Consider the following 26,232-nt stretch of genomic DNA (forward strand, 5'->3'; position numbering starts at 1 on the left):
TTTGTCGATCGCGATCGCTGCGATCGAATAAGAGTTTGGTAGATTAGTTAACCTATCCCTATTTTGACAGCTAACAGCAGAGGTGGTACAAGGTGGATCTTTCCCCCGATAATCTTTGGACTCAAGTACTGGAGCGATTGCAACTCCAGTTAAGCAGACCTTCTTTTGAATCCTGGATTAAAACTGCCAATGCTGAGCGGCTTGAGGATAATTCCTTGACAATTTGCACTCCCAATGCATTTCATCGGAATTGGTTGCAAAAACGCTACATCAAAACAATTGCCGATACAGTCCAAGATATTCTCGGCTATCCCGTAGAAATTCACGTTACCGTGGCGCAGGGGGATGAATCCGTGCGTTTTGCCGAGTCAGAAGTTGCTCGCTCGTCTCCGAGTAACGATACTACCCCAAAAGCTGTTCATAGCAACAATGTGAAGCCGCCAGAACTGAATCAAAAGTATGTATTTTCTCGATTTGTCGTCGGTTCCAACAGTCGGATGGCTCATGCTGCGGCTTTGGCAGTGGCGGAATCCCCAGGGAGAGAATTCAACCCGCTATTTTTATGTGGCGGCGTGGGGTTAGGAAAAACTCATCTGATGCAGGCGATCGGTCACTATCGCTTAGAAATTGACGCAAATTCTAAAATTTTCTACGTTTCTACCGAGCAATTCACGAACGATCTGATTGCTTCGATCCGCAAAGATAGTATGCAGAGTTTTCGAGAGCATTATCGTGCTGCCGATATTTTATTAGTCGATGATATTCAATTTATTGAAGGTAAAGAGTACACGCAAGAAGAATTTTTTCATACATTTAATACGCTGCATGAAGCGGGAAAACAAGTCGTTCTAGCATCAGACCGTCCGCCAAACCAAATTCCCAAGTTGCAGGCTCGCTTGTGTTCTCGATTCTCAATGGGATTGATTGCCGATATTCAGCCGCCAGATTTTGAAACTAGAATGGCAATCTTACAAAAAAAGGCAGAGTATGAAAATATGCGTCTGCCCAGAAACGTAATTGAGTATATTGCCTCAAATTACACTTCTAATATTAGAGAATTAGAAGGAGCTTTGATTCGTGCTGTCGCTTATATTTCTATTTCTGGCTTATCTATGACAGTGGAAAACCTTCGACCAGTTTTAAACCCAGGCATAGAAAAAGTAGCTGCTTCAGCTGAATCGGTGATGATGGTCGTCGCCGACGTTTATGATGTCTCGATTGAAGATTTGAAAGGCAATTCGCGGCGCAGAGAGATTAGTTGGGCGCGACAAATTGGCATGTATTTAATGCGACAGTATACAGATTTGAGTTTACCGAGAATTGGCGAAGAATTTGGCGGAAAAGACCATACCACCGTACTGTATAGTTGTGAGAAAATTTCTCAGCTCAAGGATAGCGATCCCAGTTTAGAACAAAAGTTAAGACAATTAGCGGATCGCATTAGCATTACGAGTCGTTCGCGGAACTAGCTGGTGCGTGGTAATGGGTAATGGGTAGTTGTTGGTTGACAGTTCTTGCTCCCTCAGCAACCTTGTGCTTCCTCAGCTCTCTTCTCCCCTGCTCGATCGCTCGATCGCTCGATCGCTCCCTAACAAAAGGTACAAGCATTAGAGCGAGCCAGCAAGTTATAATCTTTGCGGATGGCAATTGTGTAGAAATTTGTAGCTATGAGTAATCCTCTGGTTCATGCCTTCTTTGTCGGTAGGGCAGCAGCTGAAATTGTCAGCGAAAAGTTAGAAAATGCATTGACCGATGCTCTGAGCGAATTAGGTAAATTTGATGCTGAAGCACGAGAGCAACTGCGGCAATTTACCGAACAGGTGACGGAGCGAGCAGAGCGGGAAATGGAAGTATCGACTGTAGGTAGAAGTACTACGGAGATAGTGCCTCAAAGCTCGCAACCCGCCGACTTGCAGGCAACAATCGACGATATGCGGGCTGAAATTGCCTTACTGCGGGCTGAATTACAACGCTATCGCAGTAACTCCCTCTAATAGCATCTCTTACCCCTTACCCCTTACTGCTCGCTCAGTGTCTGTTTTTTCTGCCGACTCCGCCCAAATTACAAGTTACGCCGATCGCATGGAGAAGACTTACACGAATAAGTCCTATCGTTGGAACCGCGAAAATTACTCGCGCCAACGACGGTTCGTAGACATTTGGATGTTTGTCCTGACGCTACTGTTTGGATTGTGGCTAGATGGAAAAGCTTGGAGCTATCCAGGCGGCGTAACTGAAGCTAGAAAGATTGCTAGGCGCAAAAAACAGGCAATCTGGATTCGCAATACTTTATTGGATCTGGGTCCGACCTTTATCAAAGTCGGACAGCTATTCTCTACCCGCGCCGACCTATTTCCCGGCGAATATGTCGAGGAACTTGCAAAGCTCCAGGATCGCGTTCCCGCCTTTGGCTACGAGCAAGTAGAAACAACGGTAGAACGAGAATTAGGCAAAAAGATTCCCGAATTGTTTCATAGTTTTGAGCCTATACCTCTAGCAGCGGCGAGTTTAGGTCAAGTCCATAAAGCTAAATTGCGATCGGGTGAGGAGGTTGTTGTCAAAATACAACGCCCTGGATTAAAAAAACTGTTTGAAATTGACCTAGCGATTCTCAAAGGTATTACGCGCTACTTTCAAAATCATCCCGACTGGGGGCGCGGTCGCGATTGGCTGGGAATATATGAAGAGTGTTGTCGCATTCTTTGGGAAGAAATCGATTATTTAAATGAAGGTCGCAATGCCGATACGTTTCGCCGCAATTTTCGCGAATACGATTGGGTTAAAGTCCCTCGAATTTACTGGCGTTACACTTCCCCACAGGTTTTAACTCTAGAATACGCACCAGGAATCAAGATCAGCCACTATGAAGCGATAGAAGCCGCTGGCTTAGACCGGAAGTTAATAGCTAGACAAGGAGCAGAAGCCTATTTACATCAGTTACTACACAATGGCTTCTTCCACGCCGACCCGCACCCAGGTAATATCGCTGTCAGTCCCGAAGGGTCGCTGATTTTTTATGATTTTGGCATGATGGGGCGAATTAAGGCAAATGTGCGCGAACAGTTAATGGAAACTCTGTTTGGCATTGCACAGAAAGATGGCGGTCGCGTGGTTGCATCTTTAGTAGAACTGGGCGCTTTAGCACCTACAGATGATATGGGTCCAGTCCGGCGATCGGTGCAGTTTATGCTAGACAATTTCATGGATAAGCCGTTTGAAAATCAATCGGTGAGTGCGATTAGCGACGATCTTTATGAAATTGCCTACGGTCAGCCATTTCGCTTTCCGGCTACTTTTACGTTCGTCATGCGGGCTTTTTCTACTCTCGAAGGGGTCGGCAAGGGCTTAGACCCTGAGTTCAACTTTATGGAAGTTGCTAAACCTTTTGCATTCCAGCTTATGACTGATGGTAATGGTTCTGTTGATGGCAATAGCTTCTTGAACGAATTAAGTCGTCAAGCTGCCCAAGTGGGTAGTACCGCTTTCGGCTTACCAAGACGCTTAGAAGACACCCTCGAAAAACTGGAACGAGGAGATTTGCGCGTGCGGGTACGGTCAATTGAAACAGAACGCTTGTTGCGGCGACAAAGTAGCGTCCAAGTCGCCATTACTTACGCTCTAATTGTCAGTTCCTTCACGATTTCGGCAACAATTCTATTGATTAGTCAATTTGCTTGGTTAGCATTGATCCCTGGGGCGATCGCTGCCGGAACTGGATTTTCTCTGATTCGCCTGCTGATGCGCCTCGATCGCTACGACAAAATGTTTTAAATCAGTTATCAGTTGTCAATTATCAGCAAGTAGTGAATGTAGGGTGTGTTACACAACGCACCCTATTTTGTTTCGTTCGCAAGTGAGATGGCGATCGCCTGCCATACGGCAAAGATTGAGATATGCAACCTGCTATACATTTCGCCGACTCGCCGCAGATTCCTAAAACCTCGATCCCCAGCAAACATAAACGATTTGAATACATGACTGTTGTACGGGCAGGTTTAGAAAATCGATCGCCACAACTGGAAATTTTCGACCAAAACCTGCCCCGACAATTCCTGCTTTTGACTTCCCAAGCCGCTGCATTTAGGTCTATCTATAAGTATAACTACTTATTTTTGTTCGGTCTGAGCATTTTTCTGTGACAGAACTTGTTAAAAGTATCGATAAATTTCCTCACATCTACCGAAATCGAGATTCTGCCTTTTGATTTAATATGTATACCCAATAAGAAGTAGCGCATCTTGTCAAGCAGTTGTTAAATTTGTTAATACATAGAGAAACAACTGCTGTTATACTCAAGCAAAGCTTCCACGAAGCCGAGCTAGAAGCAACTCAGTCACTACGTTTGTTTTCAGGAGTTAATATGAGTCACCCAATTGAACTCTCACTCGAACAGCAATTCAACATCCGCTCGTTTGAAACTCAAGTGGAGAAGATGGATCGAGAACAGGCACAAGACTTCCTCGTGAAGTTATATCGGCAAATGGTCATGCGCGAAGCCACCTACAAGGAATTGCTCAAGCACCATTGGGGCATAGACGGAGGTAATTGGCAATAAACGCCTAAGCCATGTCTACAGCAGTAGGCGACCTCCATCTCTTGCTGAGTTCCAAGCGGGAAAGGAGCTGGGGATGCTGGGGCGTCAACTCAACACAAAAACCAAAAACTAAGAAAATCTCAGACTGTGATTAGAATGTTTAATAGTTAGCTACACTACTGATGAAAGAAATTGTACAAACAACCAGTAGATGTCAATAGCAGGGTAGATAAGCGCGTGAAAATCAGAGAGTTCTCGCGATTGAGCAAACAGTGGCAAGGATGATAGCGAACAGAAAGTAAAAGCCACCCAAATCGTAACGAGTCAGTTAAAGAAATTTGATAAATCTGATAAGCGATCGAAAACTGCTAAGTTCCAGGTATACCAGTTTTTGATGTGCGAAGGTAATTGAGAATACTTCCACAAGCCAAAATACAAAACATAAAGCTTATGGATCGCTCATAATCAAAGAAGAGTATTGCTATCTGAGTAAGTCATGTTATTGCATCTGAGTACCTGGCTGGAAGTAGAAGCATATCTAGAGCATTCCCAAGGCGTAATTATGCCGATTGGTTCTACAGAGCAACATGGACCTACAGGACTGATTGGAACGGATGCGATTTGTGCAGAAGCGATCGCTAAAGGAGTAGGAGAGGCGACGCAAGCACTGGTTGCACCTACAATCAACATTGGGATGGCACTGCACCACACTGCTTTTCCTGGTTCTATGAGCCTGCGACCCAGCACGATGATTCAGGTGGTGAAAGAATACGTGACTTGTCTAGCAAAGGCTAGATTTACTAAATTCTTCTTTATCAACGGTCACGGTGGTAACATTGCCACTCTTAAAGCAGCATTTTCCGAAACCTACGCTCATTTAGCCGACCTCAACCTACCTCATGCTGATAACGTCAAGTGCTACCTGGGTAACTGGTTTATGTGCGGCTCTGTCTACCAGCTAGCAAAAGAATTATACGGTGACAAAGAAGGTTCTCACGCTACGCCAAGCGAAGTTGCACTCACCCAGTACGTTTATCCAGAAGCAATCAAACAAGCGCCTCTATCGCCAGAAGTGGGGAGAGGATATAAAATTTACGGTGCAGAAGATTTCCGCCGTCGTTATCCTGATGGCAGAATGGGTTCCGATCCCGCCTTAGCAACCCCCGAACACGGGAAGCAGTTCTATGAGTTGGCGGTGAAGGAGTTGAGTCATACTTATCTAGAATTTGTGAATGGAGAGTAGACAATACTTGGTAATTGGTAATTGGTAATCGGTAGTTAGTCCGTTAACTATCCCTTGTTTCCTTGTCCTCGACTCCCGCACGGGCGGGTTTAGTTGCAGATCTTCTGGTTGTTCGCAGGAATTTTCCCTGAAACCCGCCCCTACGACTCCCGCTCAAACACATCCAACATCAAAGTTTTAGCCAATTGCGCGATCGCCTCCCAATTTTCTGCTTCAATAAAACTTTTGGGAAATAACTGACCGGATAAGCCTACCGCGATCGCACCCGCTGCAATAAATTCTTTAGCATTTTCTAACGAGACTCCACCTGTAGGAATTAAAGGAATATTTCCCAACGGTGCTTGTAGGCTCTTAATATAGCTAACGCCTCCTAGTGCTTGCACGGGAAACACTTTAACGCAACTCGCTCCCACCATCCACGCCGTGACAATTTCTGTGGGAGAGAGCGCCCCTGGTACGATCGGTATACCCCGAGCTACAGCAGCTTGAATTAAGACAGAATCGACATGGGGAGTGAAGAGAAATTGCGCTCCAGAGGCGATCGCCTGTTGTAGTTGTTCTAAAGTTAGAATCGTTCCCGTACCAATTGTACAAGCAGGTAACTCGCGACGCAGTTGCGAAATCAACTCGGCGGGGCGATCGCTATTCCAAGTAACTTCGATTAACTGCATTCCTCCTGCTGCTACCGCTTTTGCCATTTGACAACCTAGCTCAATTTTATTGGCACGGATCACAGCGATCGCTCTATTTTGCTGCAATAACTTCAACCATGAATCGTTAAACATTGTCTTACCGAGCAGCTCAGAAAATCGATCGTTACCTATCTAAAATATACGTCCAGCAACAGTTCAGATGTCAGTCGCCAGCTGGATGAACCTAAAATCAGGCGCTTTTAATCTATATCATCTTTTTACTATTCTGAAGTATAAGTATGCCACTGCACACGCTTGTAGACTTCGATTCTAATTATAAAGAAGCTTTTGTCAGAGAAGAATCAGAGAAGTCAAAGTTAAAAAAGTAATAGAACAAGATATTGTAGAAGCAACAGAAACAGTGCGCCATCAAGAACTAGATGTGACAGTTAAAGGTCAGTTAGACGTAAATGTAGTTAATCGGATGCGCGATCGCGATTAATCTGCTCTTACCCTTATTAGTTGCCAATTTATTATCAGGTGGGCGTTGCCCACCCTACTGAATCAAGATATATATAAGTAATGCCGAACAATCTATCCATAGAAGTATGGTCTTTAAACAATCTCCTCCAATAGTAAGAGGAAATGTTATGAGTATGGCTTTACTGTGAGTAGCAGAAAAAACGTACAAATCGCCTCCAGTGGCAAATTTGTCGTTCTTTCTTTTCTAGAAAAAACTTAAAGGAAACGAAACAACACTTATCTAATTGCGGACTGCCCGTAGAAATAACTCATTCCCAGGATGAAATTGAATATTTCATTTGGGAGATGATGAGGTGAAAAATTGTTTTCTAGGATAGGAGAAATTGAAGCGGGAGAAAACAAATTATGGCTTTGCATAAAATCTCAGATTTCGATCCCGATTATCGCAGCAGCTTTGACGATCGCGATATGAAGGGTTACTCTGTGTATTCAGAAAATGATGAAAAGATTGGCTCAGTTAGTGACATTTTAGTAGATGAAGAAGGGCGCTTCCGCTATTTTATAGTAGATCTAGGTTTTTGGATTTTTGGCAAAAAAGTTTTGTTGCCAATGGGTCGCGCCAGAATTGATTACAATGCAGACCGCATATATGTAACTGGTTTGACTCGCGAACAAGCAGAAAATTTACCAGAGTATAACGAACACGATTCAGTCGATTACGACTACGAAGAGAGAGTCAGAGGAGTTTATCGTACCCCAAATTATGGTACAGCAAGTACGATAGGTACGATGGGTACGATGGGTTCAACCGCAGCTGCTCCAGTCGAGCGTGAGGCTACACTTGATGCAACTGCACCACTTGATGCAACTGCACCCCTAGATCCATCTCGTTCTAATGCAGGCTACACAGCAGCAGCAGCTAGCTACAATCGCGACACGTACAAGTATGACGACCACGATTCAGACTTGTACAATCTTAACGAGCAAAACCACCAGAGTCTCAAACTCTACGAAGAAAGATTGATTGCCAACAAGCGTCGCGTCAAGACTGGGGAAGTTACAATTGGCAAGCATGTAGAGATTGAAACAGAGAGAGTTGCAGTACCCGTAGAAAAAGAGCGAGTTGTCATCGAGCGCGTGACACCGACGGATGCTGGTAGACCTGTAGCACCTGGCGAAGTAGACTTCCGTGAGGGAGAAGTAGCACGGATGGAAGTTTATGAAGAAACGCCTGAAATTCGTAAAGAAGCGTTCGTGCGTGAAGAAGTTAAAGTGAAAAAGGTCGTAGATCATCAAACTGTTAATGCCGAAGAAACCATCCGCCGCGAAGAGTTGGATGTAAATACTGGCAACTTACCAGTTGATGAAAACCGCGATCGCATCTAAGACATACTGGAAGTAGGGATCGCTACTTCTTAAAAGTAAGTACAGACAGAGCGCAAATCATGCACTGTCTGTACTTTTTCACAACGTCTTTTTTGAATTTTATCTTTCTGGCGATCGCATTAAAAAGCTCTTTCCTACCACATTAAGAACATACCTTTCATTTATAACCAGAGTTAATACATTTTTATAGAAATAATTATATTTTCAATACGAATATTTTTTAATAAGTTTTGAAATAGGTGTTCTAAAATGATATATCCAACGTCCGATCGCAGCCATTTCAATTTCTTGGTGGAAAAACTCAGAAAGAAATTAAAGAGTTTCTTCGTCGTAAATTTGCAAGGAGATCGAATTGGCATAGTAAAGGATATCATTGTAGATCGCCAACAGCAGTTACAATTGATCGTGTCTTCTAAGGTTGGTAACTTAGCTTCAAACTTGCAAATCAACAGTAAGCAAATACGAAAAATTGAAGTAGCAGATAAAGTTGTAGCAGTCGATTTTACATTTGTACCTGAAGAAATAGAGCGAGTCACTCAAGAACCCGACCGAGAACTGCATTCAAGTAGCAGTCAAGACATAATGATGACAGGCGATCGCTTAGAAGTTGCTACTAACGAACCTTTAGTAAGGCAATTGGAAGTTGTACCACCGGAACTATCAGTACCTATGACCAGCGAAATAGACAACCAAGCTAACACCCAATTGAGTTCATCTCAAGACTTATCAACAGAAGAGATTATTAAATTACTAGCAGAAAGAGTAGTAGTAGAGCGAAAAAAACGTAAAGTTGGCGAAGTTATTGTCCGCAAAGAAATAGAAACGCGGATGGTAGAAGTACCAGTACGGTATGAGAAGCTGATTGTAGAACAGGTTAATCCAGAACACAAGCAAATAGCTGAAATTAATTTAGGACAAGAAACTCTTGCCGATCGCAAATTGAATTCCTGGGGTGTTGGTGAAAAAAACCAAAGTGTAGGTGAATTGACAGTAACAGGTAGATTTGATTCGCCTAAAGTTGCCAGTTTATTATTAAACGCGATCGCCCGCGAACGCCAACATGGATGTCAGCAAATTCGAGTTGAAATTGTCGTAGACAGTCCAGAAAAACAAAAGCTCTATCAAGAATGGTGCGATCGCTGTTCTCAGTAAGAAGGGAGCAGGGAGTAGGAAAGAGGGTGTAGGATGAAGAGTGCGGTGGGGAGAATTTAGAAAGAATTTTGACTTTTGACTTTTGACTTTTGACTTCTAGCCGATTGCTTTGTAGCAAGATACATAATCTTGGTACTATAAATGCTTGCAGCCAAGATCTAAACAAAATTTAAAGATATGACGAGCGATCGCATAGATGGTATTGCTCCCCACGGCGGACAATTAATTAACCGCATTGCCAACCACGCACAGCGTCTAGAATTCCTAGACAAGGCTGATTTTCTGCCTAGAGTCCAGTTAGACGAACGGGCAGTTTCCGATTTGCAAATGATTGCAATTGGTGCATTCAGTCCCTTGACTGGATTTATGGCACAAGCAGACTATCAGTCAGTCGTTGACAATATGCGCCTGAGTAACGGTCTACCTTGGTCAATTCCAATTACTCTCTCTGTCAGTGAAGAAGTTGCAGCACCACTGAAAGAAGGTAGTTTAGTCCGGTTAGACGATAAAAGCGATCGCTTTATTGGAGTTTTAGAACTATCACAAAAGTATCGTTATGACAAAATCCGTGAAGCAGTCAGCGTTTACCGCACCGATGACGAAGCACATCCAGGCGTAGCCGTTGTTTACAACCAAGGTGAAGTTAACCTAGCGGGTTCCATTTGGTTGTTACACCGCGATCCACACCCTTTATTTCCCGACTATCAAATCGATCCAGCCAAATCCCGCGAACTTTTTAGAGAAAAAGGTTGGCGCACAGTCGTTGGTTTTCAGACACGTAACCCCATCCACAGAGCGCACGAATATATTATCAAGTGCGCCCTCGAAATTGTTGATGGTTTATTCCTACACCCATTAGTAGGGGTAACAAAAAGTGATGATATCTCTGCCGAAGTGCGGATGCAGTGCTACAAACTCATGTTGGAATTTTACTTCCCTGAAAGCAGAGTTATTCTGGCAATCAATCCTGCTTCCATGCGCTATGCGGGTCCAAGGGAAGCAATTTTCCACGCTCTCATCCGCAAAAACTACGGCTGCACCCACTTTATAGTCGGACGCGATCATGCTGGAGTAGGAGACTACTACGGTACGTATGACGCTCAACATATTTTTGACGAGTTTGAGCCAAAAGAATTAGGAATTATGCCATTAAAATTTGAACACGCCTTCTACTGCAAGCGGACTCTGCAAATGGCAACTACCAAAACTAGCCCTTCTCGACCCGAAGAACGAATTCACCTATCGGGAACAAAAGTCAGGGAAATGTTGCGGCGCGGTGAACTGCCACCACCAGAATTCTCCCGACCAGAAGTTGCAGCAGAACTAGCTAAAGCCATGAATATTACCCAATATGAGATTTAATTGGTCATTTGTGAGTGGTTGGTGGCTAGTGGCTGGTGACTAGTTGGATTGACACATGACGTTAGCCGAACTCGCTCCTCTGCCTAAAAGCATCTAACAAGCAGAATTTTGAACTAACCTTGTGTGTCATTACAGCTAGTAGCTAGTAGTAGAATTCTTCATCTAGTCACCAGTCACCAGTCACTCTCTTGCTGATAACTGATAACTGACTCCCTAGTTTATTGATAGGCTGGTAGCTGGTGAGACCAGTAGTAGCTGATAGCTAAAATGAAGCGGCGAGATTTTCTGAGACGATTAGCTCAAGCGATCGCAACATTGGGTGTGGTTGATGCTGGGTGGCTGCGAATAGGCGATCGCTATGCCCATGCACTCGCCCAGCCAACGGGACGGAAATTAGCTCTCTTAGTAGGGATTAACCAATATCCCGCTACTTTGTCTTTGGGTGGTTGCCTGACAGATGTGGCACTACAAAGAGAACTGCTCGTTCACCGATTTGGGTTCAATCCAGCTGATATTCTTACCCTTACCGATCGACAAGCCACTCGAAAACAAGTTGAAGCTGCTTTCCTAGAACATCTCACGCAGCAAGCCAAAACTGGGGATACCGTTGTTTTTCACTTTAGCGGCTACGGGCGGCGGGTTTTGAATTCAAAATTCGGAATTCGGAATTCGGAATTCGAGACAACCAACAATCAATTTCCTATCAATAGTTTAGTTTGCGCTGATGGTGAAGATCTTCTAGATGAGACTTTATGGCTGCTGTTGCGATCGCTGCCGACTAGACAAATTGCAACTTTTCTCGATACGAGTTTTGGCACTCCTGTTAAGATTCTTCCAGCTAACTTGCGCGTGCGCTCTTTTCCGCAAACGCTTCCAGGACAAGTAAGCGCAGCCGAACTGGCTTTTCAACAACAGCTTCAGCAAGACTTCCTTTGTCAAGGCGTTTTAGATCGGATTATTTGCGGCAGTATAGATGCTTCAATTAAACCTACACCGACTGCCAATATTCCTGGTGTTGCGATCGCCGCAGCTAGTCCTACCCAAAGTGCTATTGAGACAGCTTGGAATGGTTTTAGCGCTGGACTGTTTACCTATGCCTTAACTCAACACCTCTGGGAAGCAACTCCAGCGACAACAGTACAAGTCAGTCTCAGCCGTGTCAGTGGCACAGTAGAGCAATTAGTAGGTAACGAGCAGCAGCCACAAATCAACAGTCAAAAAAATCATCAGTCCACTCTCACTGACTACCTCAGTCAGGAACCTAGCATAAGTGCTGATGGTGTTGTCATGGCTGTAGAAGAAGACAAAAAGAGCGCTCAGTTATGGCTGGCAGGACTACCACCTACAGTCCTTGCCTACTACGAGGCTGGCTCTAAATTAAATTTGGTTTCTTTGGACAAGGGGGATAAGAGAGAGGGGGGAGACAAGGAAAACGCCTCACTCCCCACTCCTCGCTCCTCACCCCTTCAATTACAAGTGCGATCGCGAAATGGGTTAACTGCAAAAGCTCAAGTCGTGCGTGCTTCTGGCAATGATTCTCCGCAAGTCGGACAGTTAGTACAAGAAGCCGTCAGAGTTTTACCCCGTAATATTCGCTTGATTATTGCTCTCGATCCGAGCCTAGAACGGATCGAACGGGTAGATGCTACCAGTGCATTTGCTGCTATGCCTTTCGTGTCCCTTGCTACGACGAGCGAACAATTAGCAGATTATGTATTTGGTTTAGTTCCTCCGCCAAAATCGGCAGAAACACCAATTGTCGCAAATGCGGGTTCGCCTGCATCTCGCTACGGTTTATTTACACTCGATCGCCAACCGATCCCCAATACAACTGGAGAATTTGGCGAAGCGGTAAAAGTTGCCGTGCAACGGTTGTCACCTAAGCTACAAACTCTATTAGCAGCTAAAATTTGGCGGCTGACAACCAACGACGGTTCTTCTCACCTCAACGTCAAAGCAACTTTGGAAATGCTCGATCCCGAAAACAGAGTGTTAATGCAACGGGAAACCCTGCGATCGCCACAAGAAGAAACACCGACTCCGATCGGAAAACTCAAAAAACAACTTCCGACTTCCCCCGATACCATTCCTGCTATACCAATCGGTAGCCACATTCAATATCGAGTCCAGAATAACGGCGATCGCCCGGTGCATTTACTCTTACTGGGCTTAGATAGCAGCAAAAGCGCGGTCGCCCTTTACTCTTCTCAATTACCTACCGATAATAACGAGTCTAATTCTAAGCCAATTCTTAAGGATATAGAGATTGCGCCAGGAGAGACGGCGACCGTACCGCAATCCACAGCTAATTTTACCTGGACGATTCACAAACCATCTGGGTTGGCAGAGCATCAACTGATTTTTAGTAGTGCCAGCTTTACGCAAACCTTAGCAGTCTTGGCAAATACCGATCGGGATCTCGACGAGCCAGAATACATTGGAGTTTTATCCAATCCCCTAGAAGTGATTCAAGCTGTCATGAAAGATTTACAGGATGCCAGTGCGATCGCCCCTCCACGCATTACTGCTAGCGCCAGCAATGACGCTGTTAGCCCTTCTTCAGATACTTACGCTCTTGATGTCAACGACTGGGCAAGTCTGAGCTTTGTTTACCAAGTCGTATGAGTAGAAACGCGATCGCTTTTCTACACAAAATATGTCTCCCAGGTGGCTACTAACTGCTGAGCTGCATCCGTACCTTCAGCCGGAAACTCCTCTAAAAATTCTTTATCCGTACTGGAGTTGTAGGGTCCTTCTTTCAGTTCCAAAATTATCGTATCTGGAGCTAGAGCAACTGCTGTATGGTAAGTTGCTTCAGGAAGTTCGAGTCCCCACACTGCACCACCAGCACTAACAAGTTCTGTCGTGACGATCTCACCTCGATCGTTCATAACTAACATTCCTAGCGCACCTTGGCAAACTAGAAAGAACTCAAACCCGTTTATCCCACCATCGCGACAGTGACGGTGCGGACGAACATAAGTACCAGGTTGGAGAATATTTACGAAGCGCTGTACTTTTTCCGATCCATCATGAAAGCTATAAGTCTGGCGCAAGCGCGGACTTTGACGCGCTTGAGTAGCAATTCGCTCGATTAACTCCCGATCCAAGCGCTTGATAGGTAAAGTCTGCATTTCAATCTCCTGCGATCGCCCTTACTGCACGTTCTCTAGAAATTTACCTAGATGCATTACCCATAGTCAAATGCTCGTGTGAGATTAGCTTCTACAGATGGGAATACTGGAGGTAAGCAATTAGCAGCGATCGGCTATTCTATCCCTTACCCCTCAGCTCCCTAGAAATGAATGAGACAACAGTACAAAACTTTATCCAACTGATTTCTGCACGTACGGGTTTGCAAGTTCGCCCGCAAGATCGCCAGGAGCTTTGTAAAAAACTAGAGACACGGATGAAGGTTTTGAAACTGGATGCTCCAGAAAAGTACTATCAACTATTACTAAGATCGACTGAACAATCGAAGCTGGAAGCGATCGACTCCAGTAGCGAAAGAGAATGGCAAGAGCTACTCGGTTTATTAACAGTTGGCGAAACTTATTTTTTTCGCGACCAAGGACATTTTAAGCTACTCAAGCATCAAATTTTACCTGAGTTGATCGAGAGTAAAAGAAAGGCTTGTCTTCATTCTTTAACACAAAAGCCAAGTCTGAGAATTTGGAGTGCGGGATGCTCCAGCGGTCAAGAACCTTATTCTATTGCAATTTTAGTCAAAGAACTCATTCCCGATCTCAGCGACTGGGAAGTTTTTATATTTGGAACCGATATTAATTTAGAAGCAATTGAAAAAGCCCAACGAGGCATTTACGAACCTTGGTCTTTTCGTCAAGTAGATCCTCAGATTCAGAAGCACTATTTTCAGCAGCGCAAGCTTGGTTGGGAACTCGATCCAAAAATTCGCCGTATGGTGAAATTTCGGTGTAGTAATTTGTTACAAGACTCCTTTCCTAGTTCAACTCTCAATATCCACGATATGGATATTATTATTTGCCGTAATGTCTTTATTTATTTTAGTTTTGATGCGATCGCTACCGTCATCGAGAAGTTTTATCATACTCTCAGACCTTATGGATATTTAATTGTCGGTCATACAGAGCTTTCAGGGCAAAACCTCAATAAATTTCAATTGAAGGCTTTTACAGAATCTATAGTCTATCAACGACAAAACACATCAACCGAAGCGAAAAATATACCCGATTCCGCCTCCATTAAAAGCTTAAATAAACAAGCAGAAATCACCGAAACTCTTCGTAAACCTATATATTATCAGCCAATAGAATTCAAACTCAGTTATCCTAAAAATGACGTTCTAAAACCGAAGTCAATACCACCGCGATCGCCTGTTGCCTTACCTGCGATCGTCTCTCAATTTACTTCCGATCTTGCCACAGCAGAAACCCTCTTTCAAGCAGGAGAATATAGCAGAGCTATCCAAGCAGCTCAAACACTGATTCACCAACATCCTCAATCTTTTGATGCTTATTATTTAATTGCTCAATCCTGGGCAAATCTCGGTAATTACGAACGCGCAACTCACTACTGTCAGCAAGCCACACAGCTCGATAATTTATCTGAAAAACCTTATTTTCTATTAGCTCGAATCGCTGAAGAGCAAGAAGATTTAGAACAAGCAAAAATATTCTTGAAAAAGATTATTTATCTTACTCCTGAATCTATAGCAGCCTATCTAGAATTAGGTTCGCTTTATGAAAAAGTAGGCGATCGCCAGCGAGCCAACAAAATGCTAGCTACAGCCTTAGAACTTCTGAAAAAACTATCTCCCACAAGTGCGATCGAACCTTACGAGCGAGTTTTAGCAAGTGAACTAATTACTAAAATTAAACAGACTTTAGCAATATAATACAACCTACAACGCAAAGGCGAGCATAAAGGCGATCGCTTTTAGAACGTAGGAGCAACAGATAATGAGGGAAAACTGGCTAATCTTAGCTACTGGTGGCTTATTTTCTGGTATTCTTGCCGGATTATTAGGTATCGGTGGTGGTACTGTTCTCGTTCCCTTACTAGTTACTCTAGGTTACGCACCCATACAAGCAGTTGCTACGAGCAGCTTGGCAATTTTAGTCACTTCTATTTCTGGTAGCATCCAAAACTGGCGCATGGGTTACTTTAACTGGAAGCGGGTGAGCTTGCTAGGATTTCCTGCAGTTGTAACTTCACAAATTGGCGTGTATGTGGCTAGTCGCATTCAACCATACATCCTGCTACTGGCTTTTGGTATTTTATTACTCATCAATATTTATTTAGTTAACTTGCGCCAGCACCTCACGACTAAACAGACTTCGACAGAGACGCAATTTAATCCTTTACTCGCTCGACTTTTCACCGGAGGAGCAGCAGGTATTCTTGCTGGATTATTTGGTGTAGGTGGAGGAGTGATTATGGTTCCGCTTCAGATGTTACTTTTAAAAGAAGAAATAAAAGTTGCAATTCAGACGAGTTTGGGTGTAATTGTAATTACAGCTATCTCTGCAACTGTCGGTCATACCGTAACAGGTAACGTATTATTTATACCAGGTTTATTATTAGGTTGTGGTGGTTTGTTAGGGGCGCAAATTAGTACTCGTGTTTTACCCAAACTACCAGATCGGACAGTTAGTTTTGTTTTTCGTCTATTCTTGGGCATATTATCAATCTACGTTTTTTGGCAGGCTTGGCAATCTTATTCTGCTATAGCAATGCTAAATCTATTCACGAACAATATAGCAATCCGAATTGATTTATGAATGTTTCCCGTGTAGAGACGTTACATGTAACGTTTCTACACGGACAATCAATTTCACGATTCATCTAGGAGCGCTACAGATGATTTAATAGGGTGAGCAACGCCCACCATTACCAGCTTTGTAGCCTACGCACTACTACGCACTATGCACTATAGTTAGGTGTCAGTTAGGTATTAGTTATCTCGATTTACTAGACAAAATAAGAGATATTTGAAGTTGTTTTTGACTTTAGTAGCAAAATGCACTTATAAGAAGTTACAAAAGTTACATGTCTGCCTAAGCTACTGATTTTGACAGTATTTTTGAGTCACATATTTTTTAAGTCTTGATGAAAAGTTTGGTTATTAAAACACTGTAATAACACTGAAAAACCTTATCTTATCTTTATAATTCGGTATTGCTACCGATACAATTACTTTTTGCTGTTTGCCATACTAAAAACGCAGCAATATAGCAAAAAGCGCCTCATATTTAGATGACAATTCGAGCGAGCTGTGCTGTTTCTCTTACTACACAACTTTCACGGCTAAGCAAACTATGTCGCCTAATCAGTATCAAGCACAGGAATTATCTAATCTATTAGAGAATATCCAAGCTAAACAAGCAAGCGGTGTTTTGTATATAGATGCACAAGTCGATTCAGAAAAGCCGGCAAAATCTCGCGTGCTGATTTGGAAAGATGGACGCACCCTCTACGGCGGTAAAACAGTTCCAGATGCTCAAGGCTTAGTCAAATTGTTAGAACAAAAACTGAGTCGAGAATGGGTAGCTTCTGCTGTAGCCTTTGCAATGCGCCAAGTTCCAGAGCAAGCATCACTTCGCGATGTACTAGAGCGTTTGGTGCAAATGCAGTTATATAACTGGGAACAAATTGAGTCTGTTATTTACAGTCAATTAATATTAACTGTAGAACAACTTTTACCTTATCCGGGTAAGTTTCAATTTGATAGCCAAAAGCAGCTCAATTTTTGTCGTGGTGTTGAATTATCAAAGTTAATGCTAGATATCACTCAACGTCAGGAACAATGGAACAACTTCAAACCTACTATTATGTCAATGGATGCAGTACCAAATTTAAAATCCGATACTTTAGCTAATATTACAGAGCCAAATATACGCAAACATTTACAAGAATGGGTTAACGGACAGCGATCGCTAGTGGATATCGCTGAAGGTTTGAATAAAGATCCGTTAAGTATAACAAAATCCTATGCGAATTGGATACAAGCAGGCTGGTTAGACATAACTAATAACAACACTACGACAACTCAAATCTCTTTATCTACAGTTTTAGCTGTAGATGACAGTGCTGTCATGCAACAACTGATTAAACGAGCACTGACGGGTTATTGCCAAGTTATATTAGCTAGTAATGCTGTAGATGCTCTAAACGTCATTTATCACGAAAAAATTTCCCTATTACTACTCGATGTTTCTATGCCAGAGATAGATGGCTTAGAGCTTTGTCGGACTGTGCGTAGTATTCCTCAGTTTCGCGACTTGCCAATTATTATGGTAACAGCAAGAGACGGTTTTTTTGATAAAGTTAAGGGTAAATTTGCTGGTTCTAACGACTATTTAACGAAGCCGTTTGATGCAGAACAGTTACGTCAGATAGTAGGTAGATATATCGGATTAGGAATTAGTTTTAATAATAAAGATGCAGTTACCTTCGATTTATCTAATCAAGGTTAATTGTTTCATTTTTCCCAGCCTCTATCAAGCAATATTTTTTTCACATTCAAAAACCAAGCTTATTAATGTCAATATTCATCAATAAATAAGCTAATTATTCAAGTGACAACAGCAAATGGAAACTAAACCTTATCTGATTTTCAGCTTGCATAACTTGCGATATGGAATTGATGCAACTCTCGTACAAGAAATTTTTCTGCTGCCAGAGTTGAATCCTATCATTGAAGCACCGACAGATATTGTAGGCATTCTCAATTTACGTTCTCAACTCATACCCATAATGCATCTCGGTCTGCGTTTAGGATACAAAATGCAGAATTGTCACCTTAGCGATAGCGTTATCGTTCTACAGTGGCAAGATTTACAGATTGGTATTATTGTTAATTCCGTTTATGAAGTCAAAAATATTAGTCCTGAAGTTATAGAAACAAATATTTCATACGGGCGAGTCAAAGAGTCTACAGCTCGATTTATTCATAGTATTGCCAAGCTAGATGCAGATATCATCGTGTTGCTAGATCCAGAGCAACTCATCTGCTCTGCTTCAGTTGAAGATATTTTACCAGTATTAAACAGACATTCAGATGAGATAGAAACTTTTGGCGATCGCCCTCAATTAAAAGAGAAAGAAATACATTCAAACGATCGGGAAAGCACCCATAAATATAGTTTTTACGATTTATATTATCCACAAGTTACCCCACAAGAAACAGCAATTTTTCGCGAACGGGCTGAGAACTTGAGACGGCAAGCCGAGAGTTCTGATTTTACAGGACTCATACCATTAGCAGTTTTCGGTCTTAACGATGAATATTTTGGACTAGATTTAGATGTCGTGCGGGAATTCACCAAAATTTGTCATGTGACTCAGATTCCATGCTGCCCAAATCATATTGTTGGCAACGTGAATTTACGTGGAGAAATTGTCACTTTAGTAGATATTCGTCAGGCTTTAAACTTAGCGCTCGATCGCGATCGAACTACCTCAAAAGCCATTGTCATTAGTTTTAACGAGACGATCGCTGGAATACCTGTAGATGAAGTTTTTGATGTCATGTATCTACGTCCGTCAGATCTGACACCAGTACCAGTAGCAGTACATTCCGCTAACGATGAATATCTTAGAGGTAATGCCCCTTATTTAGAAAAAATGCTCACCGTACTTGACTTACCTCAGCTTTTGTCCAAAAACAGCTTAGTTGTAGACGAAGAAATTTGACAATTTTATGATAGACGATCCCGAACTCAGAGATATATATAAAACAGCTTGTGCCGAACGGATGCAGAAATTGGAAGAGTGCTTAATGCACTTAGAAAAACATCCAGGCGATCGCGAACAACTCGAAGACTTTTTGCGCGAGATTCACACCCTCAAAGGAGACTCTCGAATGCTGGGAGTACAGGGTGTTGAAACCCTGACACATCAAATTGAAGAAGTACTAGTTGGAGTCAAGCGGGGTGAGAGCAACTTAACCGCAGAATTGTGCGATCGCCTTTATCAGGGACTCGATGCCATGCGTCAGTTCGTCCAGGAGGCGGTTACGGGTGTTGCCCCAAGCGTCAATCTTTTTTACGTCCTCGCCCGATTAATGGGGGCGCAGTCCAGTCCTGCAAGTGAAGATGAAGAACTATTACCTGCTGATACTCCAATATTTACCGAACCCGTAGCCACCGCAGACATCCCGCTATTTGAGAGCGATCTATTTCCCGAACCGCCCGTTACTGCTTTAGAAGACGATCTATTCTCCGAACCATCCGTCACTACTCCATCTGAAGCGATCGCTGCATCATTTGACCTACTCGACGACGATTTCTTCTTACCCGAACCTCCTGTATTACCGAAGATTCTTCCTACACCTGCATCACTGCCAGTTAAACAGCCTGAACCCTTACCCATCCCCGAAGCTAAAGCCAAGCCGCAGCCAGCTCCAACAGCCGAAGCAAGCGAGACAGCCCAAACCAGTAATCATCAAATTGATACGATTCGAGTCGAACCGCAAAAGCTCGATACATTGATGACTCAAGCGGGTGAGTTAACAGTGACTAAACTACGAATTGCTCAACGCATGGGTGAAATTGAAGAAATTCTCACCCTCTGGGAAGAGTGGAGCCGGGATGCTTTTGTCCATCGCTCGGTGTTTGACAAGATAGAGCGTGGCTTACAAGCCAACAACATCAAGCAATTGCAGAACTTTCAACATCGGTCGGAGCAACGGTTAGAACGCCTCGGCTCTCTGATTAACCATCTGAAAAGCACAGCTTACGAAGACACCGCTCGGTTAGATATTGTCACTGGAGAATTAGAATCAGGTATCAAGACTTTACGCCTTTTACCTCTATCGAATATGTTTGCGCTTTTTCCCCGTCTCGTCAGAGATTTAGCCAAGCAGCAAGGCAAGGAAATTAATCTAGTCATTGAAGGCGGAGATACCAAGGCAGACAAACGAATTCTAGAGGAAATGAAAGACCCATTGCTGCACCTATTACGCAATGCAGTCGATCACGGTATTGAGACACCTCAAGAACGGGAAAACTCGGGTAAACCACGCACGGCAACTATTCACTTGCGAGGGTATCAAACTGCTAGCAGTATTGGGATTGAAGTTACAGACGATGGGCGCGGTTTGAATATCGATAGCATTAAACGCACTGCTGTGCGACGGGGACTCCACCGCGAAGAAGAATTGGAAGCCATGACGACAGCTCAAATTCAATCGCTGATTTTTGCCCCTGGTTTCTCGACTCGAACGACAGTGACAGAAATTTCTGGTCGCGGGGTTGGTTTAGATGTGGTGCGGGCAAATGTCGAAAGAATGAAGGGGACGATCCAAATCGAATCTTTGCCTGGGATGGGCTGTGAGTTTCGGATCAAATTAGATACGACGTTAGCCACCACTCAAGTTTTGATTGTGGAAGTTAATCGCATGTCCTACGCACTGCCAGTGGAGTTCGTACAGACAAACTTACTCGTGTCTCGGCAAGAGATCTTTGCTTTGGAAGGCAGTCAAACGATCGCCATTGAAGGTCAACCAATCTCTGTGGCTTGGCTGGACGATCTACTGGAATTGCCCGCGATCGCCCCTAGTCTCAAATCTGCTGCCAAAATGCTACCTTGTGTCGTGCTGCAAGTCGGCGGCGATCGCCTCGGGTTGTTAGTAGACGCTTTACTCGATCGGCAAGATATCGTTTTAAAGCCGCAAAGTAAGTTACTCAAGCGTGTTCGGAACGTAACTGGTGCTACTATCCTCGGCACGGGTGAAGTTTGCATGGTTCTCAATCCTCAAGATTTACTCAAGTCCGTACAGAAGAAGCCTGTCGCCATACATACCAGCGAATTCCAGCAGGTACAAATCAAGCAAAAGCTGCTGTTAGTAGAAGACTCAATTATTATCCGCACTCAGGTCAAGCGCTTGCTAGAGGGTGCTGGTTATGACGTGACTGCTGCTGTGGATGGGGCGGATGGATTCAACAAGTTGAGGACAGGTAGTTTTGATGCTGTGATCTCAGACGTGCAAATGCCAAATTTAGATGGTTTGGGGCTAGCGGTAAAAATTCGCCAACACAAAGAATATCAAGAGTTACCAATTATTCTCGTCACAACTCTTGCCTCTGATGAAGATAAACGTCGAGGTGCTGAAGCAGGAGCAAATGCTTATTTAACTAAAGGTACGTTCGATCAAAAATTACTGCTCGATACATTGAATAGATTGATTTGAAAGTCAAAATTTAAATGATACTCAACAACTAGAAATGGCAACAAAAAACTTATTGGCAATGGTGTAAAACAATATTTTCTCGATTCAAAATTTCGTCAAACATAAGGAATAGCTCTCATGAAGTTCTCATTAACAACTAAAGCAATTGCTTTTTCTATCGCCCTTGGTACACTGCCAGCTATGGCAATCGGGGTGAGTAATTATATTTCTGCTAGTAACAACTATCGCCAAAATGCAATTCAATCACAAGAATCTCTCACCTTTTCTTTGGCAGATAAGGTTGGACGTTTTATGTTCGAGCGCACTGGTGATATTCGAGTCATCTCTAGACTGCCAATTTTGAATAATCCTGAAGCCACAAAAGACATTACTCAGCAGCAAAGGCAAAACGTGCTAGATGGATTTATGAGAATTTATGGCGTTTACGACAGTATTGCTGTCATGGATCTATCTGGAAAAGTAATTTTGCGCACGACTGGAGAAACATCAACAAATCTGGCAGACCGAGACTATTTCAAGGAGGTGATGAGAACTAAACAGCCAGCCATTGTACAACCTAGAAAAACATCAACTGGTGAAGTTGCCATTCACTTAGCTGCACCAATAATTAATGCTAATACGGGCAAAATGATAGGCGTAGTTCGCACCCGTATGCCTATAAAAAGCTTAGATAGCATTTTGAATGAAAAAATATTCAATGCATCACAGCAGGCGCAACAAGCCGGATCGAGTAGCAAAGAATATCATCTCGTGAGTTCTGATGATAAGTTCTTTGCAGCGCGGGAAGCAGAACAAGTGGGTCACGATGCTAAAGCAGACTTTGCTAGCTTTATCAAAATGCACGCCGAGAAAAAAATAGCTACAGCGATCGATATCGATCGCTTTGACAAAACAGAACAATTAGTTTCCTATGCGCCAGTACCAAACATGGAAGGAATGCCAGAACTTGACTGGAGCGTAATCTTAGCAGAAGATACAAAATCTGTATTTGCTGGGCAGCAGCAACTCATCACCAACCTACTACTAGGAACTGGGATTACTTTATTGGTTGCTGGTGGGTTGGCAGTTCTATTCGCCAGCCGTACAGCTAAAATGATTCAACAAATTGCCAATGCTGTCGCTTCCTCTTCTACCGAAATTGGGGCAACAGTCGAACAACAAGAACGCACTACCACCGAACAAGCAAGTTCTGTCAATCAAACCACTGTCACCGTAGAAGAACTAGGTGCGGCTTCTCGCCAATCTGCCGAACAAGCCGAAGCCTCTGCTGCTGGGGCGCGTCAAGCCCTAGAACTCGCCGATAACGGTAGCAAAGCCGTACATCAAACGATGGCAGAAATGTCTACCGTCCGCGATAAAGTTGGGGCGATCGCCGAGCAAATTATGCGATTATCAGAACAAACGACTCAAATCGGTAGTATTTCCGATTTAGTTGCAGATGTTGCCAACCAAACCAATATGTTAGCCCTCAATGCAGCAGTAGAAGCAGCACGGGCAGGCGAACACGGTAAGGGATTTGGTGTCGTTGCAGGTGAAATTCGCAAACTTGCCGACCAAAGTAAGAAATCTGCCGAGAAGATTAATGCATTAGTTAACGACATTCAAGCTTCAATTAACGGCACTGTAATGGCGACGGACGAAGGCACGAAATCAGTCGATTATGGACTGCGCTTAGCCCAAGGAACTGTAGAGTCCTTCACTGGAGTCGCAGATGCCGTTAACCACGTCTTCCTCAACAGCCAACAGATTTCCCTCAGCGCCAAGCAGCAAGCGGTTTCCGTGCAGCAAGTCGTCTCAGCAATGAACGAAATCAACCTCGGTGCAAAAGATACGGCAGCTGGCATCAACCAAGTCCGCGTTTCAACTCAGCAACTCAATCAAGTTGCCCAACAATTACAGGCAATTGTATAGAAAGAAGTCAAAAGTCAAAAGTGAAAAGTCAAAAGTGAAAAGTCAAAACTTTTTTACCGATCGCTCCCGACTCCCTAGTACGGGCGCACTGCTGTGCGCCCCTACCGACTCCCTGATAACTGACAACTGATAACTGCCATGACCCCAATTAAAGTTTTATTAGTCGATGACTCTCCCGTTGCTATGAGCATTTTCCGTAAAGTGCTTGATTCTGCACCAGAAGTGCAGGTTGTAGGTACAGCTCAAGATGGTGCAGAAGCTTTGAATTTAATTCCTAGAGTTCAACCTCAAGTAATTTGTACGGATTTGAAAATGCCCAAAATGGACGGTTTAGAATTCATCAAACATGTCATGGCAAAGTCTCCATTACCAATTTTAGTTTTGAGCGATGCCGTCCAAAAGCAAGATATAGACAACGTATTCCAAGTTTTGCAAGCTGGAGCCGTTGATGTAATGCCAAAACCCGCATCAGTTTCAACCGCAGATCAAGAAGAACTGAAGCGGCAATTAATTACCAAAATTCGAGTTTTGGCAAGCAAACAAGTGAGCGCTAAACCACTCACATAATCGTTACAGGAAGTGCGCCAACAGAGTATCTGCGCGGTGTAGAGACGTTATATGTAACGTCTCTATGCCATTCGTATCACTTTTGTACGGTTGATTCGAGATCCAATTGATGTCAAAATTTTCAGTAAAAGTTTTATTAGTTGAAGATTCACCTGTTGTCCTGGCAATTCTGAAAAAGCTATTAGCTGCTACATCAGAAATAGAAGTTGTTGGCACGGCTAGTAACGGTCAGGAAGCTTTGGATAAAATTCCAGAGCTGCAACCTAACGTAATTTGTACAGATCTACACATGCGAAAGATGGATGGTCTGGAGTTTACCAAACAGGTGATGGCAAAACACCCTTTACCAATTCTAGTTATCAGCAGTTCGGTACAGGAGAGCGACACCAATACGATTTTTCAGTTGTTACAAGCTGGAGCGATCGATGTCTTTCCCAAACCTGCAATGGGAACACCTTCAGAGTACGATCGCATCAAGCAAGAGTTAATTACCAAAATCAAAGTGCTTTCTGGTGTCAGCGTCTTCACGAAACCATTGAAGCAGCCCGTACTCTCGACCGCAGCTCTACCCTTAGTTCAAGGTAGAATTTTAGGATCTCACAGCGGGTTATCTTCAATTCGGATGGTAGCTGTTGGTGCTTCTACAGGTGGTCCTCAAGCATTACAGAAGCTTTTTAGCCATCTACCAAGTCACTTTCCAGCGCCCGTTATTTGCACTCAGCATATTAGCGAAGGATTTTTGCCGGGATTGGTGAGTTGGCTAGCAACTGAGTGTCAAGTCAAAGTTAAGATTGCTCAAGATGGGGAAATTCCATCACCGGGAACGATTTATTTTGCACCAGAAAAGTGTCACTTAGAATTTAGTTCTCTAGGCAAATTTACTCTTAACCGAGCAACTGGCGTTGTAGACGGTCACTGCCCCTCAGTTACAGTCATGTTTAAATCTGCCGCCCAGTTTTACAGTAAGGGAATCATGGGCGTGCTACTAACAGGAATGGGTAGAGATGGTGCTACAGGAATGCAAGCGATCGCTCAAGCCGGAGGAATCACAATCGCTCAAGACGAGGCAAGCAGCATCGTGTTTGGAATGCCAAAAGAAGCGATCGCATTAGGAGCCGTGCAACACATCTTACCAATCCAAAGCATAGCTCCCTTCGTGCTGAGCCGAGTTTTTGTCAGGTAGCGCACGAGCAGGGAGCAGGGGGAAAGAGAGCTGGGGGAGCTAAGGGAGCTGAGGGGGAGAATACTTACCAACTACCAACTACCAACTACCCATTACCCATTTTCATTCATTCAGAAGCTTCAAACAACCACTTCCTAACTCGTTCCATGCTTTGCCAATCTGGTTTGCGGCTCATGCCATCGGCAATGTTTTGCTTGACTTCATCCCGCATATCGGAATCAACCATGATAAACTGCATGGCGCGATCGACGTGTTCTCGCACGCCTTTTTGTCCGGTTTCCAGCATTGCTACGGCAAGGTTAACTCTGGACTGGGCATCTTGGGGATGTAACTTAACTGCCTTTTGCGCTGCTTTGAGGGCAGCATTTGATTTATCGCTTAATAAATATAACCACGCCAAACAAGTCCAAGCAGCGCTACTTTTGGGAGCGCGATCGCAAATGTCTTGAAAAACTGGAATTAACTTCTCTGGTTCTTCGCCAGCCTTGTAGCGTTCGAGTGCTGATTCAAAGAGGGATGCAACTGTGTCAGTCATTGTCAACGGCAGGAATTTGGGTAATGGGTAACGGGTAACGGGTAATGGATACACAACTACCAATTACCTAT

The 26,232-nt window shown here is 43.6% G+C and carries 22 protein-coding genes; 18 read left to right on the forward strand and 4 right to left on the reverse strand.

Going from position 1 to position 26,232, the window contains the following annotated elements; genetic code table 11:
- Nucleotides 1–92 precede the first annotated feature (92 nt).
- Nucleotides 93–1,469: a chromosomal replication initiator protein DnaA gene (gene dnaA / locus CHRO_RS00010; protein WP_015152110.1), complete on the forward strand. Its 1,377-nt coding sequence runs from the start codon at nucleotides 93–95 to the stop codon at nucleotides 1,467–1,469.
- Here dnaA and CHRO_RS31430 read toward each other — a convergent pair.
- Complete coding sequence (locus CHRO_RS31430) at nucleotides 1,447–1,608, reverse strand: hypothetical protein (RefSeq protein WP_158265836.1); 162 nt, start codon at nucleotides 1,606–1,608, stop codon at nucleotides 1,447–1,449. The two genes, dnaA and CHRO_RS31430, sit on opposite strands and share 23 nt — an antisense overlap.
- Before the next feature lie 59 nt (nucleotides 1,609–1,667).
- Here CHRO_RS31430 and CHRO_RS00015 point away from each other — a divergent pair, with 59 nt between their 5' ends.
- The 5 genes from CHRO_RS00015 to CHRO_RS00035 all read left to right on the forward strand — a co-directional run bounded on the left by CHRO_RS00015 (nucleotide 1,668) and on the right by CHRO_RS00035 (nucleotide 5,777).
- On the forward strand, nucleotides 1,668–1,994 hold the full coding sequence (locus tag CHRO_RS00015) for a DUF6825 family protein (protein ID WP_015152111.1): 327 nt from the start codon (nucleotides 1,668–1,670) through the stop codon (nucleotides 1,992–1,994).
- An 88-nt stretch (nucleotides 1,995–2,082) separates the two neighbouring features.
- On the forward strand, nucleotides 2,083–3,771 hold the full coding sequence (locus CHRO_RS00020) for an ABC1 kinase family protein (RefSeq protein WP_041462299.1): 1,689 nt from the start codon (nucleotides 2,083–2,085) through the stop codon (nucleotides 3,769–3,771).
- Between the two features lie 122 nt (nucleotides 3,772–3,893).
- Nucleotides 3,894–4,139 carry a hypothetical protein gene (locus tag CHRO_RS00025; RefSeq protein WP_041462300.1) on the forward strand — a complete coding sequence of 82 codons (246 nt, stop codon included), beginning with the start codon at nucleotides 3,894–3,896 and terminating at the stop codon, nucleotides 4,137–4,139.
- 221 nt (nucleotides 4,140–4,360) lie between these two features.
- Nucleotides 4,361–4,555 carry an NblA/ycf18 family protein gene (locus tag CHRO_RS00030; protein ID WP_015152113.1) on the forward strand — a complete coding sequence of 65 codons (195 nt, stop codon included), beginning with the start codon at nucleotides 4,361–4,363 and terminating at the stop codon, nucleotides 4,553–4,555.
- 475 nt (nucleotides 4,556–5,030) lie between these two features.
- A complete protein-coding gene (locus CHRO_RS00035; RefSeq protein WP_015152114.1) occupies nucleotides 5,031–5,777 on the forward strand; it encodes a creatininase family protein in 747 nt (248 codons plus the stop codon).
- 140 nt (nucleotides 5,778–5,917) lie between these two features.
- Here the strand turns inward: CHRO_RS00035 and CHRO_RS00040 are convergent, their stop codons facing one another.
- A complete protein-coding gene (locus CHRO_RS00040; RefSeq protein ID WP_015152115.1) occupies nucleotides 5,918–6,562 on the reverse strand; it encodes a bifunctional 4-hydroxy-2-oxoglutarate aldolase/2-dehydro-3-deoxy-phosphogluconate aldolase in 645 nt (214 codons plus the stop codon).
- A gap of 735 nt (nucleotides 6,563–7,297) precedes the next feature.
- On the opposite strand from CHRO_RS00040, the gene CHRO_RS00045 reads away from it, so the two are divergent.
- The 4 genes from CHRO_RS00045 (at nucleotide 7,298) to CHRO_RS00060 (ending at nucleotide 13,417) form a co-directional block, all read left to right on the forward strand.
- Nucleotides 7,298–8,278 (forward strand): DUF2382 domain-containing protein, encoded by a 981-nt coding sequence (locus CHRO_RS00045; protein WP_015152116.1) that lies wholly within the window; start codon nucleotides 7,298–7,300, stop codon nucleotides 8,276–8,278.
- A 249-nt stretch (nucleotides 8,279–8,527) separates the two neighbouring features.
- On the forward strand, nucleotides 8,528–9,430 hold the full coding sequence (locus CHRO_RS00050) for a DUF2382 domain-containing protein (protein WP_015152117.1): 903 nt from the start codon (nucleotides 8,528–8,530) through the stop codon (nucleotides 9,428–9,430).
- Nucleotides 9,431–9,607: 177 nt separating this feature from the next.
- Nucleotides 9,608–10,792 (forward strand): sulfate adenylyltransferase, encoded by a 1,185-nt coding sequence (gene sat, locus CHRO_RS00055; RefSeq protein ID WP_015152118.1) that lies wholly within the window; start codon nucleotides 9,608–9,610, stop codon nucleotides 10,790–10,792.
- A 267-nt stretch (nucleotides 10,793–11,059) separates the two neighbouring features.
- Nucleotides 11,060–13,417 (forward strand): caspase family protein, encoded by a 2,358-nt coding sequence (locus CHRO_RS00060; protein ID WP_015152119.1) that lies wholly within the window; start codon nucleotides 11,060–11,062, stop codon nucleotides 13,415–13,417.
- Between the two features lie 20 nt (nucleotides 13,418–13,437).
- Here the strand turns inward: CHRO_RS00060 and CHRO_RS00065 are convergent, their stop codons facing one another.
- Nucleotides 13,438–13,926, reverse strand: a complete 489-nt coding sequence (locus CHRO_RS00065) for a WbuC family cupin fold metalloprotein (RefSeq protein ID WP_015152120.1) — start codon at nucleotides 13,924–13,926, stop codon at nucleotides 13,438–13,440.
- A gap of 167 nt (nucleotides 13,927–14,093) precedes the next feature.
- On the opposite strand from CHRO_RS00065, the gene CHRO_RS00070 reads away from it, so the two are divergent.
- The 8 genes from CHRO_RS00070 (at nucleotide 14,094) to cheB (ending at nucleotide 25,626) form a co-directional block, all read left to right on the forward strand.
- Nucleotides 14,094–15,668, forward strand: a complete 1,575-nt coding sequence (locus tag CHRO_RS00070; RefSeq protein WP_015152121.1) for a CheR family methyltransferase — start codon at nucleotides 14,094–14,096, stop codon at nucleotides 15,666–15,668.
- Nucleotides 15,669–15,732: 64 nt separating this feature from the next.
- Nucleotides 15,733–16,554 (forward strand): sulfite exporter TauE/SafE family protein, encoded by an 822-nt coding sequence (locus CHRO_RS00075; protein ID WP_015152122.1) that lies wholly within the window; start codon nucleotides 15,733–15,735, stop codon nucleotides 16,552–16,554.
- Nucleotides 16,555–17,091: 537 nt separating this feature from the next.
- Nucleotides 17,092–18,249 carry a response regulator gene (locus tag CHRO_RS00080; RefSeq protein WP_015152123.1) on the forward strand — a complete coding sequence of 386 codons (1,158 nt, stop codon included), beginning with the start codon at nucleotides 17,092–17,094 and terminating at the stop codon, nucleotides 18,247–18,249.
- A 115-nt stretch (nucleotides 18,250–18,364) separates the two neighbouring features.
- On the forward strand, nucleotides 18,365–19,468 hold the full coding sequence (locus CHRO_RS00085; protein WP_015152124.1) for a chemotaxis protein CheW: 1,104 nt from the start codon (nucleotides 18,365–18,367) through the stop codon (nucleotides 19,466–19,468).
- A 7-nt stretch (nucleotides 19,469–19,475) separates the two neighbouring features.
- Nucleotides 19,476–21,965, forward strand: coding sequence for a hybrid sensor histidine kinase/response regulator (locus tag CHRO_RS00090; RefSeq protein WP_015152125.1), 2,490 nt, complete (start codon nucleotides 19,476–19,478; stop codon nucleotides 21,963–21,965).
- A 117-nt stretch (nucleotides 21,966–22,082) separates the two neighbouring features.
- Nucleotides 22,083–23,876, forward strand: a complete 1,794-nt coding sequence (locus CHRO_RS00095) for a methyl-accepting chemotaxis protein (protein ID WP_015152126.1) — start codon at nucleotides 22,083–22,085, stop codon at nucleotides 23,874–23,876.
- Between the two features lie 138 nt (nucleotides 23,877–24,014).
- Nucleotides 24,015–24,443, forward strand: a complete 429-nt coding sequence (locus tag CHRO_RS00100) for a response regulator (RefSeq protein WP_015152127.1) — start codon at nucleotides 24,015–24,017, stop codon at nucleotides 24,441–24,443.
- 109 nt (nucleotides 24,444–24,552) lie between these two features.
- Nucleotides 24,553–25,626, forward strand: coding sequence for a chemotaxis-specific protein-glutamate methyltransferase CheB (gene cheB / locus CHRO_RS00105; RefSeq protein WP_015152128.1), 1,074 nt, complete (start codon nucleotides 24,553–24,555; stop codon nucleotides 25,624–25,626).
- A 106-nt stretch (nucleotides 25,627–25,732) separates the two neighbouring features.
- Here cheB and CHRO_RS00110 read toward each other — a convergent pair whose 3' ends face one another.
- Entirely contained in the window at nucleotides 25,733–26,161 is a 429-nt protein-coding gene (locus CHRO_RS00110; RefSeq protein WP_015152129.1) for a hypothetical protein, read from the reverse strand.
- Nucleotides 26,162–26,232: the final 71 nt, after the last annotated feature.

This window comes from Chroococcidiopsis thermalis PCC 7203 (assembly GCF_000317125.1).
GTDB classification, from domain to species: domain Bacteria; phylum Cyanobacteriota; class Cyanobacteriia; order Cyanobacteriales; family Chroococcidiopsidaceae; genus Chroococcidiopsis; species Chroococcidiopsis thermalis.

Excerpts from the sequence above, each read along its gene's own strand:
- CHRO_RS00090 (WP_015152125.1), top strand. The coding sequence starts at position 19,476 with ATGATAGACGATCCCGAACTCAGAGATATATATAAAACAGCTTGTGCC.
- CHRO_RS00070 (WP_015152121.1), top strand. The coding sequence starts at position 14,094 with ATGAATGAGACAACAGTACAAAACTTTATCCAACTGATTTCTGCACGT.
- CHRO_RS00035 (WP_015152114.1), top strand. The coding sequence starts at position 5,031 with ATGTTATTGCATCTGAGTACCTGGCTGGAAGTAGAAGCATATCTAGAG.
- CHRO_RS00040 (WP_015152115.1), bottom strand. The coding sequence starts at position 6,562 with ATGTTTAACGATTCATGGTTGAAGTTATTGCAGCAAAATAGAGCGATC.
- CHRO_RS00100 (WP_015152127.1), top strand. The coding sequence starts at position 24,015 with ATGACCCCAATTAAAGTTTTATTAGTCGATGACTCTCCCGTTGCTATG.
- CHRO_RS00045 (WP_015152116.1), top strand. The coding sequence starts at position 7,298 with ATGGCTTTGCATAAAATCTCAGATTTCGATCCCGATTATCGCAGCAGC.
- CHRO_RS00060 (WP_015152119.1), top strand. The coding sequence starts at position 11,060 with ATGAAGCGGCGAGATTTTCTGAGACGATTAGCTCAAGCGATCGCAACA.
- cheB (WP_015152128.1), top strand. The coding sequence starts at position 24,553 with ATGTCAAAATTTTCAGTAAAAGTTTTATTAGTTGAAGATTCACCTGTT.
- CHRO_RS00080 (WP_015152123.1), top strand. The coding sequence starts at position 17,092 with ATGTCGCCTAATCAGTATCAAGCACAGGAATTATCTAATCTATTAGAG.
- CHRO_RS00030 (WP_015152113.1), top strand. The coding sequence starts at position 4,361 with ATGAGTCACCCAATTGAACTCTCACTCGAACAGCAATTCAACATCCGC.
- sat (WP_015152118.1), top strand. The coding sequence starts at position 9,608 with ATGACGAGCGATCGCATAGATGGTATTGCTCCCCACGGCGGACAATTA.
- CHRO_RS00110 (WP_015152129.1), bottom strand. The coding sequence starts at position 26,161 with ATGACTGACACAGTTGCATCCCTCTTTGAATCAGCACTCGAACGCTAC.
- CHRO_RS00025 (WP_041462300.1), top strand. The coding sequence starts at position 3,894 with ATGCAACCTGCTATACATTTCGCCGACTCGCCGCAGATTCCTAAAACC.
- CHRO_RS00050 (WP_015152117.1), top strand. The coding sequence starts at position 8,528 with ATGATATATCCAACGTCCGATCGCAGCCATTTCAATTTCTTGGTGGAA.
- CHRO_RS00095 (WP_015152126.1), top strand. The coding sequence starts at position 22,083 with ATGAAGTTCTCATTAACAACTAAAGCAATTGCTTTTTCTATCGCCCTT.
- CHRO_RS00065 (WP_015152120.1), bottom strand. The coding sequence starts at position 13,926 with ATGCAGACTTTACCTATCAAGCGCTTGGATCGGGAGTTAATCGAGCGA.
- CHRO_RS00015 (WP_015152111.1), top strand. The coding sequence starts at position 1,668 with ATGAGTAATCCTCTGGTTCATGCCTTCTTTGTCGGTAGGGCAGCAGCT.
- CHRO_RS00075 (WP_015152122.1), top strand. The coding sequence starts at position 15,733 with ATGAGGGAAAACTGGCTAATCTTAGCTACTGGTGGCTTATTTTCTGGT.
- CHRO_RS00085 (WP_015152124.1), top strand. The coding sequence starts at position 18,365 with ATGGAAACTAAACCTTATCTGATTTTCAGCTTGCATAACTTGCGATAT.
- CHRO_RS31430 (WP_158265836.1), bottom strand. The coding sequence starts at position 1,608 with ATGCTTGTACCTTTTGTTAGGGAGCGATCGAGCGATCGAGCGATCGAG.
- CHRO_RS00020 (WP_041462299.1), top strand. The coding sequence starts at position 2,083 with ATGGAGAAGACTTACACGAATAAGTCCTATCGTTGGAACCGCGAAAAT.